Source organism: Pseudomonas sp. ANT_J12 (genome assembly GCF_008370045.1).
Taxonomy (GTDB): domain Bacteria; phylum Pseudomonadota; class Gammaproteobacteria; order Pseudomonadales; family Pseudomonadaceae; genus Aquipseudomonas.
Window position 1 is genome coordinate 189,829 of sequence record NZ_VOBN01000009.1, and the last position, 12,050, is coordinate 201,878.

Sequence of the window (12,050 nt, forward strand, 5' to 3'; positions counted from 1 at the left end):
GAATAAGCGCTGTATCGTCCTCTTAGGCTGGTTACCATCCCTTCATCCTTTTCCTGCATCTTTGAGGTTTCCATGCGCTTTTCCGATCTGCTCGACGCTGTACGCAGCCAGCCGCAGGATCTGTCCATTCCTGCCGAATGGGGCCAGGGCCGCGCCAGTTTCGGTGGCCTGGTCGCCGCGTTGCAGTACGAAGCCATGCGCGCGCAAGTCCCGGCGGATCGTCCGGTGCGCTCGCTGGCGATCACCTTTGTCGGCCCGGTCGAGCCCGATGTGCCGGTGAGTTTTGAAGTGGATGTGTTGCGCGAAGGCAAGGCCGTCAGCCAGGTGCTGGGCCGGGCGATGCAGAAAGGCCAGGTGGTGACCCTGGTCCAGGGCAGTTTTGGCGCCTCGCGTCCTTCCGAAGTGGCCGTGGCGGCCGAGCCTGCTCCCGAGTTCAAACACTGGGACGACTGCCAGGAACTGCCTTACATCAAAGGCGTGACCCCGGAATTCATGAAGCATCTGGCGATGCGCTGGAGCGTTGGCGGGCTGCCGTTCACCGGCAACAAATCCCGAGACATGGGCGGTTGGGTGCGTTTGCGGGGGGATGTGAAGGAAGAAGCGCTGGGCGAGGCGCATATCCTGGCGCTGGTCGACGCCTGGCCACCGGCGCTGTTGCCGCACCTGAACAAACCGGCGATGGGCAGCACGCTGACCTGGACCATCGAATTCGTCCAGCCGTTGCTGGCGCTAAGCACCCTGGACTGGTGCAAGTACCTGGTGGAGATCGAACACGCCGCGGACGGCTACGGTCACGCAGCGGCGAAGCTGTGGAGCGCGGACGGTCAATTGATCGCCATGAGCCGCCAGACCGTGACGATCTTCGCCTGACTCAGCGCCGGTGGCGCTTGCGCCAGGCACGCCACCAGCCGCCGCTGAGGAAAAATCGAGGGAAGGTCAGGAACTGCTCGACCAGCAAGCGCGACATTGCATCTTTGCGATCACTGAACGGCTCGGCGGCTTGCGCCTCCAGGCTGTGACCGTGGCGCTGCAGGCCCAGGCCGGCAATCACGCCGATGACGCCAATCACGACATTCACCAGGTTCAGGCTGAACACCCCGGACACAATCAACAGAAAGCCGATGATGAACAGCGGCACGGCGATCAGGTGCAAGGCCAGATTGGTCGGGTGCTGATGATTGTTGGGGTAGGACTTCCATTGCCAGGCCGGAAGGTTGGGGTGACGTTTGCCCATGATGAAACTCCTCAAATCCATGTTGAATACATGCTTGAAGAATAGGCGTGGCGCGGGTGGGCGGCGAATCGAGGTTGGCTATCGCCGCGATAGCGGCAATGGCGCAAATTGATGTTGACCGGGCGGACGCCTTCGCGGGCAAGCCTCGCTCCTACAGGATTGAGTCGTTCGCAATATTTTTGAACGAACGCGGTCCCGTGTAGGAGCGAGGCTTGCCCGCGAAGGGGCCCTCAAAGCTTGAGCTGCCCGATCGCCTTGCTCAATTCCCCAGCCAACGTCGCCAACTCATTACTGGTGTTCGCCGAATCCACGGTCTGTTGCACGGTGTTCTCGGTCACGTCGCGAATGCTCACCACGGATCGGTTCATTTCCTCGGCCACATGGCTCTGCTGCTCGGCGGCCACGGCGATCTGCGTATTGCTTTCGCGCATCTGCGCCACCGCACTGGTGATTTGCGCCAACGCTGCGCCGGCTTCCTGCGCCTGTTGCACGCAATCGTCAGCCTTGAACGTGCTCTCCTGCATGAAATCCACCGCGTCCCGGGTCCCGGCCTGCAACGCGGAAACCATCAGGGTGATTTCATCGGTCGAGGCCTGCACACGCTTGGCCAGGTTGCGCACTTCATCGGCGACCACCGCAAAACCACGCCCCATTTCACCGGCCCGCGCCGCTTCAATCGCCGCATTGAGCGCCAGCAGATTGGTTTGCTCGGCGATGCTGTGAATCACACTGACCACGCCGTTGATCTTCTGGCTGTCTTCGGCCAGGCGCTGGATCATCTCGGCGGTCTGCTGCACGCCGCTGGACAACCCGGCAATCGACTTCTGCACCCGACTGACCACTTCCTGGCCACTGCCCGCGAGGGTGTCAGCGCTTTGCGACAGGTCGCGGGTGGCGCCTGCATGCTGGGCGATGTGGTAGACCGTGGCGGTCATTTCATTGATCGCCGTGGCCGCCTGGTCGGTTTCGCTTTGCTGGCCAAGCATGCGGTGGCGCACCTCGTTCATGCTCGACGCCAGCCGGGCTGCGCCGACATCCAGTTGCCGGGCGGTGTTGGCGACGGTGTTGACCACCCGCTGATAACCGGCCTGCATGGCGTTGAAGGCATTGGCCATTTGCCCGACTTCATCCTTGCCGGCCAGCGGTACACGGGCCGACAGGTCGCCGGTTTTCTCGACGTGCAGCATCACGTCCTTCAACGTGTTGAGTTGGCTGAGCAAGAAGCGGATCAATAACTGCGAAGCACCGAGCATCGCCAGCATCAGGATCGCCACCGCCATCGCATAGTTGAAGAAACGTTCGCTGAACACTTGGCTCAGGCTCGGGCCGTACGCGATTACCGCGACCTGTTGGCCGTCGGCGCGGCTGAAAACTTCGGCGCCCATCAACGGGTTGTCACCGAACAGCGGCATGCGGTTGATCTCGGTCCAACCGTTTTGGGTATCGGTCAGCTCCAGCACCGGTTGATCATTCAAGCGTGGCGCCTGGCCGTGGCTGAAGATCAGCACGTTGTCAGCCTTGGGCAACGGCTGCCCGGCAGGCCAGGCATCGAGCAACCGCGCCTGGGCCTGGGCCGATGCCTGGGACGCGTGGCTGCGGGCCTGTTGTTCGAGTTGCACGGCGTACAACACCAACAGCAGGGTAGTGACGAAGGCGACCGCGTTGACCGCCCAGAATTTGTATTTCAGCGAGATGTTGCTAAGCCAGGCACCCATAGGAAGGTCTTCTCTGATAGCGGAAACAGCATTGGCAAGGTGCCAGCATTGTGCCGCTATGCAGGTCGGGAGATTTTGATATGGGTCAAGTTTGAGTGGGGCGCTGGCGCAAGGACGCATCGCGGGCGGACAACATTAATCCGTAGGAGCAAGGCTTGCCCGCGATAGCGTCAACACGGTTTCAATCGATTGAAGGCAGCCCAAAGAATGCTCGCGCACAGGCCGTGGTATGCGCCGCCAGGTCGTCCTCGCTCTCGCCCCGATGCAACGCCACTTCGCGCAGCACTTCGGTCAGGTACGCCGGCTCGTTGCGCCCATTCTTCGGTTTCGGCCGCAGGCTGCGCGGCAGCAGATAAGGCGCATCGCTTTCCAGCATCAAGCGGCCGCGTTTGATTTCTTTGACCAGCGGATGCAAATGCGTGCCCCGACGCTCGTCGCAGATCCACCCGGTGATGCCGATGTGCAAATCCAGATCGAGGTAACTGAACAGCGCTTTCTTTTCCCCGGTGAAGCAATGCACCACGGCGGCGGGCAACTGATCGCGGTAGTCACGCAGGATTTCCAGCAAGCGCTGACTGGCATCGCGCTCATGCAGGAACACCGGCAATTGCAGCTCGACCGCCATGGCCAGGTGTTGTTCGAGGACTTTTTCCTGCTGCGGGCGCGGCGAGAAGTCGCGATTGAAATCCAGCCCGCATTCGCCCACGGCCACCATGTTCGGCTCCTTGAGCAAACTGCGCAGGCTGCGCTCGCTGTCGGCGTTCCAGTCGCTGGCGCTGTGGGGGTGAATGCCGGCCGTGGCGAACAGCCGTTGCGCACTTTCATCCAGTCGCCGGCACAGTTCCAGGGCCTGTTCGCTGCCCTCGACACTGGTGCCGGTGAGCACCAATTGGCAGACCCCGGCGGCATAGGCGCGATCGAGTACAGCCTGGTGTTTATCGTCGAAACTGGGGTTGGTCAGGTTGACGCCGATATCGATGAGTTGCATGGTGCTACCTCGGACCAAAGGCCGGAAAGCATATCAGAGCTGTAGATTTATAAGAAAAGCCAAGAACTACAACGAGTTAAAGCTGTCTGTTGATGCCGCTAGACAGGTCGGGTTGGTGAAACTGCCATCACTGTGCCAGTCTTTCGCACTTTGCCAGCGCTCACGGCGCTCTGTTTCTGTCGTTCGATGCCATGATTTTTCATGACGTCGACCAGTATTCTTTCCGGAGAGTGGATGACACGTCCCTCGGTTCTGCTACTGCTGTGTTGTTCGTTGCTGCTGCCGATGCCGGCGGTCGCGCGTCTGGCCGGACCGCTGCAAGCCGTGCCGTCGACCAAAGTGCGCGACCTGGCGGACATCCGCAGCAGCCGTGTGCTGAAGGTGCTGGTCAACCAGAGCCGCAACAGCTCCGGCGAAGTCCAGGGCCAGGCCATTGGCGTCGAATACCATCGCCTGCGCGCCTTCGAGCAATACCTCAACGGCCATGCGCGCGACGGCCAGGAAATCACCCTCAAGATCATCCCCAAAGCCAAGGATCAACTGCTCGGCGCCTTGCAGCGCGGCGAGGGTGATCTGGTGGCGCCAGGGGAGTTGCTCGATCCGCAATCGGGGCACGCCGTCAGCACCAGTGAACCGATTGCCAGCAACGTGCCGCTGATGCTGGTCGGCATCAAGGGCGAACGCCGCTACACCAAACTCGAACAACTCTCCGGCAAAACCCTGGCGCTGCCGACGGGGAGCGCCGCCGGGGATGCGGTCAGCCAGATCAATCAAAAACTCGCGCTGCACAAATTGGCACCGGTGAAGGTCGAGTGGGTCGACCCCAGCCTGGCGGTCGAAGATGTGCTGGAGATGGTCCAGGGTGGCATTTTCCACCTGACCATCGTCGAGCAACCGATTGCCGAGCGTTGGGGCAAGATCCTGCCCAAGCTGCGTTTCGATCGACAAGTGCTGATCAGCGAGCCCGGCGAGGAATACTGGTTCGTGCGCCGCGATGCTTCAATGCTGCGGGCGAGCATTGATCGGTTCCTGACCACCTACAAAAAGCCGTCGGATGAAGACGTGGCGTTTCTGCGGATCTACCGACGTTTGTACCAAGTGCACTATCCATTGGCCAAGGCTGATCGACAGCGTCTGGAAAAACTGCGTCCGGTGCTGCAGAAGCACGCGGATGCCCAAGGCATGGACTGGTTGAACTTGGCGGCGCTGGCGTTCAAGGAGTCGGCGTTGCAACCCGGGGCCCGCGGTGGCAGTGGCCCCACGGGTTTGATGCAAATCACCCCGTCTGCTGCCCAGCGGGTCGGGGTCAACAATATCCAGGACCTCGATGCCAATGTGCAGGCCGGGGCCAAGTACCTGGCGATGATCCGTCGCAAATTCTTCTCCAGCCCCAAACTCAATGAGCGCGAGCGCATGGCCTTTGTGCTGGCGGCCTACAACATGGGGCCGGAACGGGTCCAGGGCATGCGCGCCGAGGCTCGGCGTCGGGGGCTGAACCCGAACCAGTGGTTCTTCCAGGTCGAGCGCATTGCCATGGAGCAGGTGGGGATGGGCGCCGTCAGCTATGTTAATAGCGTAAACAAGTATTACTTGGCGTTCGATCGGGAGCGGGAGTCGTTGGAGCCCCAGGGGCAAAAAGTGGCCTCACGGAAGTGATCGAATAAACTGATTGTTATGGCGGAATATTTGCGCTTTTAACATTTGATTTACTGATTAATATAGCGGCCAACCAACACACACTCAATGGATGACACAGCATGAGCACTCTGATCAACAAGGTTCTGTTTACCCGCGCTGGCTACGGCCTGACTGTTCTGCGGATCTTTGTCGGCATCATCTTCGCGGCCCACGGCTCGCAGAAACTCTTCGGGCTGTTCGGTGGTTACGGCATCGCCGGCACCGCGCAGTACATGGAAAGCATCGGCCTGGCGCCGGGTCACCTGATGGCGATCCTGGCCGGTGGTACCGAGTTCTTCGCTGGCCTGGCGTTGATCATTGGCTTGTTGGTGCGTCCGGCGGCACTGGGGCTGGCGTTCCTTTCCCTGGTGGCGATCTTCACCGTGCACCTGCCTAACGGTTTGTTCATGGCCAACAACGGTTATGAGTTCGCCCTTGCCTTGCTCGGTGGCAGCATCGCGGTACTGATTGAAGGCGCCGGCAAGCTTTCGGCGGACCGCGCCATCGCCGGCTGACCGCTCTGGCTCAACGAAAAGGCCCGCATTGTGCGGGCCTTTTTTGTTGCGCGTCATTCTTGACACTGTCCGGTTAGGTTCTCTAGGATGCTGCCCATGCGCCGATTTAAACAGCTACTTGCGGGGCGCCAGGTGACTCATTCAGTTGCCGATAGAAGCCTGGAACAGGCTTCGAAATACCGCTAAAGCGCTGGTTCGGTGTTGCCTCTCACCTGCCATGCAGACTTTTGAGGCAGAGACACGACCCAATGAATGCACTAAGCCCCGTTGTACGCCCCGCGCCGATTACGGCACACCTCACCCAGCGCAATCCAAAAATCCTGCTTGGCGGCAAACATCAGCCGACGCTCCTGCGTTATCTCGATGGCTGGCCACGTCGCACCGGCGGTCCCGCCGCGTTCCTGATCCAGTTTGTCGAAGATGGCGAGTCCCTGGCGCGATTTGCCAACGACAGCTTTGATCTGGCGGTGATTCAGTCGCCGAACCTCGAAGACGCGCCTGAAGTGATCAAGCAGCTGACCCGTGTCGCCCGGCAAGGGCTGATTACTCGACGCTGAGGTCGTATCAGCCCTTGGCGCTCGCCCGGTACTGGTTGGCGTGGACACAGTTCTGCACGATGCGACTGCGGGTTGACCAGTCGGTATTGATGATGTGGAAGCGCTGGATGTAGCTGTTGCTGTCCTTGGAATGGAACCACTCATCGATCTTGTCGCTGAAATCATCCGGGACAAACAAGCCGGTGTATTTGGCGCACTGGATCGAGCGCAGTCCATACGCTCTTTTCGGCTCGAGGGAAACTTCATCCATGAACTTTTTAAGTTTGTCGGTAGAGACGTAGTTCTCGCCCATCCATTGTTGTTGCACGCCATCCCAGTAATCAGGGTAGCTAGTGTATTTGTTATAAGAAATGACTACGGTCTGGCCGGGAATTTTTTTCCAGATGTCGGCAATGGTCGAATACCTGTAACTCGGTGGAATGAGGCGTTTGCCAATTTTTTCGTTAATCAGCAAATGGAGTTCGTCATGGGCCGCATCGGTGAAGTTGTCGAATTGGTGAAAGTTCAGGATGATCAGTTCTTTCGCTCTGCTCGAAGAATCGTCGTAGAAGTCGTTCAACATATCGAGAATATCAGTGCTGATAAAGCGGTTCAGGTCATGCCAGTGATATAGCTGGAAGCGCTTGGGATCGTTAGCCGCCTTGCCGGGCAGGAATCTCACGCGCAGATCCAGGACCCTGAAGCCCGCCTTGATTTGCTCGGAAGCCGGAACGTCCTGAGTAATTTCCTGAGGGTAGTTCAGGATCGATGCCTTTTTGTCGGCGCCGGAATCGTGAGTCCCCGGCAGAATAAGTTCATCAATGCGTAGTTTGTAAAGGCCGGGGGTGTTATCCATCCATCTGTCCAGGCCTTGGATGTTCTGAGTCATGTTTATTCATCCTTGAATAAGTGCGATTAAAGTAAGTGCGCTCATAGGGCGCGCTATTAATCTCGCTCAGGCTTTGCCTATTGTCAAAGCGCCTGCGAGTTATAACTTTCGCGAAATATTGCGGAGTGAATAAGTTGGGTGCTTTTTATAGTTGGGATTTAGGGGTAACTAATGTCCATAATATAAACGCATTGTTCGCCCGTCGGTGTCTGCACCCGAACTTCGGCATCCAGTGCCTTGCCGATCAATGCCCGCGCCAGTGGCGAATCAATGCTGATCAGACCCAGTTTCAGGTCCAGCTCATCCGGGCCGACGATGCGATAACGCGACTCCTTGCCTTCCTCATCTTCAATCGTGACCCAGGCGCCGAAGTACACCTTGTTCGGATCGCTGGGTTTTTCGCTGACGACTTTCAGGGCTTCCAGGCGTTTGGTGAGAAAACGCACACGACTGTCGATTTCACGCAGCATTTTCTTGCCGTAGGTGTACTCGGCGTTTTCCGAGCGATCACCCTGGGCCGCCGCCTCACTGACCGATTGCGTGACCTGTGGTCGGCGCACGTGCCACAACTCGTGGAACTCGGCGCGCATCCGCGCTTCACCTTCGGGGGTGATCAGCGCGGTGCCAGCGGTGCGGGGAGGGCGATAACGGCTCATGGCGACTTCTTGTGGAAATGAGTCACGAGTCTATCAACCCTCGCGCAAGACTGTCAGGGGGCTGGCGTTCAAGGCGCGACGGGTGCCGAACACACCGGCACCACCGATCAGCACCGCACCAATCAGCGGCAGCACCAGCAACCACGGATGCGGATGCCAAGGCAGGTCGAAGGCGTAGCGGTACAGCACCAGGCTGACCAACTCCGAACCCAGCGCCGCCAGCAAGCCGCTGACCGCGCCGAGCAAGCCGAACTCGATGCGCCGGGCCTTGACCAGCAATTGCCGCTCAGCCCCCAATGCGCGCAACAACGCCCCTTGGCGAATGCGTTCATCCAGCGTTGCTTGCAGGCCGGAGAACAGCACCGCCATCCCCGCCGCCAACACGAACAGCAACACGTACTCCACCGCCAAGGTGACCTGGGCGAGGATGCTGCGCAGTTGTTCCAGCAAGGCTTCGACTTGCAGGATGGTCACTGCCGGGAACGCCCGGGACAGGTCGACAATCTGCTGATCGTGACCCGCCGCCAGATAGAAGCTGGTGAGGTAGGTCGCCGGCAGGTCCTTCAAGGTCCCGGGCTGGAAGATCATGAAGAAGTTCGGCTGAAAGTTGTCCCAGTTGATCTCCCGCAGGCTGGTGACTTTCGCTTCGCGATTGACCCCGCCGACGGTGAACACCAAATGATCGCCCAGCTTGAGCTTCAGGCTCTCGGCGACCTTTCCTTCGACCGATACCCCGGGGATCTCATCCGGGGTTTGTTCGGTCCACCAGTTACCCGAGGTGAGCTTGTTACCCGCCGGCAAATCCGCCGCCCAGGTCAGGCTCAGGTCACGCTGGATCGCCCGGTCGCCGGCCGAATCCTTGCTGACGATGTCCTGCACCGGTTCGCCATTGATGCTGATCAGCCGACCGGGCACCACCGGGTACAACGGTGCCGATTGCGCCGACAGTTCGATCAGGCGATCGGTGAACGCTTGCTTGTCCGCCGGCAGAATGTTCAGGGCGAAATAATTCGGCGCGTTTTTCGGCAGCTGGTTTTGCCAGGTATCGAGCAATTCGCCACGCAGCAATGCGATCAATGCCATCGACAGCAGAATCAAACCGAAGGCCAGGGATTGGCCAGCCGCCGCCAATGGGTGACGTAGCAATTGACCCAGGCCCAGGCGCCACGGCAACGAGGCTCGGGCCAACATCCGGCGCAGGCTTTTGAGCAGTAACAGTAGCAAGCCGCCCAGCACCACGGCCGCAATCACGCCACCGCCCAATAAGGCAAACGTCAGGACTAGGTCCAGGCTCAGGCGCCACATGATTAACCCGAGTGCGCCCAGCGCCGCGCCATAGACCATCCAGGTGCTGGACGGGATCGGCAGCATGTCCCGACGCAATACGCGCAAGGGCGGCACCCGACCGAGGGCTGCCAGCGGGGGCAGGGCAAAACCGGCCAGTGCGACCAGTCCAGTACCGATGCCAGCAACAGCCGGCAGCAAGCCCCCCGGCGGAACGTCGGTGGGCAACAAATCATGCAGCAACGCAAACAGCCCGAGCTGCGCCAGCCAACCGAGGAGGGCGCCACTGAGGCTGGCAAGCAGGCCGAGTACTGTCAGCTGCAAACTGAACAGCACCATGGTTTCCCGGCGCGACAGACCCAGACATCGCAGCAGGGCGCTGGCATCGAAGCGGCGCGTGGCGAAGCGCGTCGCCGACAGCGCCACCGCCACACCCGAGAGTAAAACGGCGACCAGACTGGCCATGTTCAAGTAGCGCTCGGCCTTGCCCAGCGCACCACCAATCTGTCGGTTGCCGTCCCGGGCATCCTGGATGCGCTGGTTGGCGGCCAGCCCCGGTTTGATCAACTGACGATAGGTTTCCAGCGCTTCAGCCTTGCCGCGCCAGAGTTCGCGGTAGCTGACCCGGCTGCCGGGTTGCACCACACCGGTTGCCGTGAGGTCGCTGAGGTTGATCAATACACGCGGGGTCAGGCTGTAGAAATTACCGGCACGATCCGGCTCATAGGTCAGCACCCGCGACAGCTTCAGGGTTTTCATGCCGACGTCGATGCTGTCGCCGATCTTCAGGTCCAGCGCCGTCAGCAGGCGCGCTTCGACCCAGGCTTCGCCGGATTTCGGTCCGCCGCCGGATTCTTCCGCAGCGAAGGGCGCCGGGGCGCTTTTCAGTTCGCCGCGCAAGGGATAAACATCGTCGGCAGCTTTGATGCTCGACAGTTGAATGCCGTTATCCGTGGCGATAACACTGGAAAATTCCACCACCTGGGCATGTTCCAGGCCCAGCTCGGTGCCACTCCTGATCTGTTCGGGCCGCGCCGGCGAACTGCCTTCGAGCAACAGGTCGGCGCCGAGAAACTCGGTGGCGCGCAGCATCATGGCGCCGTTGAGGCGGGCGCCGAAATAGCCGATGGCGGTACTCGCCGCCACGGCCACCAGCAAGGCGAAGAACAACACCCGCAGCTCACCGGCGCGGGCGTCGCGCAGCAATTGGCGGATGGCGAGGCTGAACAGGCGCAATAGCGGCAAGCGTGCCATCAAGGCTCCAGAGGGGCGACCAGCAGGCCGGCTTCAAGGCGGATCTGGCGCCGGCAACGATGTGCCAGGCGTTCGTCGTGAGTCACCAGCACCAGGGTCGTGCCGCGTTCCTGGTTCAATTCGAACAGCAAATCGCTGATGCGCTCGCCGGTGTGGCTGTCGAGGTTACCCGTGGGTTCATCGGCGAACAGCACGTCGGGCTCGGCGGCGAACGCCCGGGCAATCGCCACGCGCTGCTGCTCGCCACCGGAGAGCTGGCGTGGCGAATGGGTCAGGCGCTGGCCCAGGCCCACCCGTTGCAGCAACTCGGTGGCGCGCTCCCGGGCGTCTTTGCGGCCGTCGAGTTCCAGCGGCAGCATGACGTTTTCCAGGGCGTTGAGGCTGTCGAGCAATTGGAACGACTGGAAGACAAAGCCCACGTGCTCGGCGCGGATGCGCGCCCGTTGGTCTTCGTCGAGATTGCTCAGGGCCTGCCCGGCGAGGGTGACTTCGCCACTGCTCGGCAGGTCGAGGCCGGCCAGCAAACCGAGGAGGGTGGATTTGCCCGAACCGGAGGCGCCGACGATGGCCAGACTGTCGCCCTTGTTCAGTTCCAGGCTGAGTTCGTGCAGGATAGTCAGTTCACCTTCCGCGCTGGGAACCACTTTGCTGAGGTTCGTCGCGGTGAGAATGCTTGCGCCCATGGAGAATCCGATGCGTGTTTGGTTTTTGAGTGCTGGCCTGGCCTTGATGTGCATGGCCCAGAACGCAGCGGCGGGTACAGTCCTGATCGTTGGCGATAGTATCAGCGCCGGTTTCGGACTGGATACCCGCTTGGGGTGGGTGTCGCTGCTTGAGCAACGGCTCAAGCGCGAAGGTTTCGACGATAAAGTGATCAATGCCTCCATCAGCGGCGACACCAGTGCTGGAGGCCAGGCACGCCTGCCAGCGCTGCTTGCAGAGCATAAACCGGAGCTGGTGATCCTCGAATTGGGAGGCAACGACGGCTTGCGCGGAATGCTGCCAACGCAATTGCAACAAAACCTTGCGGCGATGATCGACAGCTCCCGGGCCAGTGGTGCGAAGGTCTTGTTGCTGGGCATGCAACTGCCGCCCAACTACGGCGCCCGCTACACCGAGGCATTTGCGAAGGTCTATGGCACGCTGGCCGAGGAGAAAAAAGTCCCGCTGGTACCGTTTTTCCTCGACGGGATCGGCGGTCATCCAGACCTGATGCAAGCCGACGGCCTGCACCCGGCAGCGGCGGCTCAGGACAAGTTGCTGGAAAATGTCTGGCCGACGCTGAAACCGCTGCTTTGAAAT

At 60.5% G+C, this 12,050-nt stretch carries 12 protein-coding genes; 5 read left to right on the plus strand and 7 right to left on the minus strand.

Features of this window, described 5'->3' with window-relative positions:
• Window positions 1–72: 72 nt before the first annotated feature.
• A complete protein-coding gene (locus FQ192_RS19995; protein ID WP_149660101.1) occupies window positions 73–870 on the plus strand; it encodes an acyl-CoA thioesterase II in 798 nt (265 codons plus the stop codon).
• A gap of 1 nt (window position 871) precedes the next feature.
• On the opposite strand, the gene FQ192_RS20000 is transcribed toward FQ192_RS19995, so the two are convergent.
• The 3 genes from FQ192_RS20000 to FQ192_RS20010 form a co-directional block, all read right to left on the minus strand.
• Entirely contained in the window at window positions 872–1,234 is a 363-nt protein-coding gene (locus tag FQ192_RS20000; RefSeq protein WP_149660102.1) for an Mpo1-like protein, read from the minus strand.
• Between the two features lie 230 nt (window positions 1,235–1,464).
• On the minus strand, window positions 1,465–2,949 hold the full coding sequence (locus tag FQ192_RS20005) for a methyl-accepting chemotaxis protein (protein WP_149660103.1): 1,485 nt from the start codon (window positions 2,947–2,949) through the stop codon (window positions 1,465–1,467).
• A 181-nt stretch (window positions 2,950–3,130) separates the two neighbouring features.
• Window positions 3,131–3,937 carry a TatD family hydrolase gene (locus FQ192_RS20010; RefSeq protein ID WP_149660104.1) on the minus strand — a complete coding sequence of 269 codons (807 nt, stop codon included), beginning with the start codon at window positions 3,935–3,937 and terminating at the stop codon, window positions 3,131–3,133.
• Between the two features lie 234 nt (window positions 3,938–4,171).
• Here FQ192_RS20010 and FQ192_RS20015 point away from each other — a divergent pair, with 234 nt between their 5' ends.
• The 3 genes from FQ192_RS20015 to FQ192_RS20025 all read left to right on the plus strand — a co-directional run bounded on the left by FQ192_RS20015 (window position 4,172) and on the right by FQ192_RS20025 (window position 6,686).
• Complete coding sequence (locus tag FQ192_RS20015; RefSeq protein WP_149660105.1) at window positions 4,172–5,593, plus strand: transglycosylase SLT domain-containing protein; 1,422 nt, start codon at window positions 4,172–4,174, stop codon at window positions 5,591–5,593.
• A 101-nt stretch (window positions 5,594–5,694) separates the two neighbouring features.
• Window positions 5,695–6,129 carry a DoxX family protein gene (locus tag FQ192_RS20020; RefSeq protein WP_149660106.1) on the plus strand — a complete coding sequence of 145 codons (435 nt, stop codon included), beginning with the start codon at window positions 5,695–5,697 and terminating at the stop codon, window positions 6,127–6,129.
• A gap of 248 nt (window positions 6,130–6,377) precedes the next feature.
• On the plus strand, window positions 6,378–6,686 hold the full coding sequence (locus tag FQ192_RS20025; protein WP_149660107.1) for a class I SAM-dependent methyltransferase: 309 nt from the start codon (window positions 6,378–6,380) through the stop codon (window positions 6,684–6,686).
• Between the two features lie 7 nt (window positions 6,687–6,693).
• On the opposite strand, the gene FQ192_RS20030 is transcribed toward FQ192_RS20025, so the two are convergent.
• The 4 genes from FQ192_RS20030 to FQ192_RS20045 form a co-directional block, all read right to left on the minus strand.
• Window positions 6,694–7,554 carry a hypothetical protein gene (locus FQ192_RS20030; protein ID WP_149660108.1) on the minus strand — a complete coding sequence of 287 codons (861 nt, stop codon included), beginning with the start codon at window positions 7,552–7,554 and terminating at the stop codon, window positions 6,694–6,696.
• Window positions 7,555–7,712: 158 nt separating this feature from the next.
• Window positions 7,713–8,210, minus strand: coding sequence for a transcription elongation factor GreB (greB, locus tag FQ192_RS20035; RefSeq protein ID WP_149660109.1), 498 nt, complete (start codon window positions 8,208–8,210; stop codon window positions 7,713–7,715).
• A 33-nt stretch (window positions 8,211–8,243) separates the two neighbouring features.
• Window positions 8,244–10,748 (minus strand): ABC transporter permease, encoded by a 2,505-nt coding sequence (locus tag FQ192_RS20040; RefSeq protein ID WP_149660110.1) that lies wholly within the window; start codon window positions 10,746–10,748, stop codon window positions 8,244–8,246.
• Window positions 10,748–11,431, minus strand: a complete 684-nt coding sequence (locus FQ192_RS20045; protein ID WP_149660111.1) for an ABC transporter ATP-binding protein — start codon at window positions 11,429–11,431, stop codon at window positions 10,748–10,750. Before FQ192_RS20045 ends, FQ192_RS20040 begins: the two co-directional genes overlap by 1 nt.
• A gap of 10 nt (window positions 11,432–11,441) precedes the next feature.
• Between FQ192_RS20045 and FQ192_RS20050 the strand changes: the two genes are divergently transcribed.
• Window positions 11,442–12,047, plus strand: a complete 606-nt coding sequence (locus FQ192_RS20050; RefSeq protein ID WP_149660112.1) for an arylesterase — start codon at window positions 11,442–11,444, stop codon at window positions 12,045–12,047.
• Window positions 12,048–12,050 lie beyond the last annotated feature (3 nt).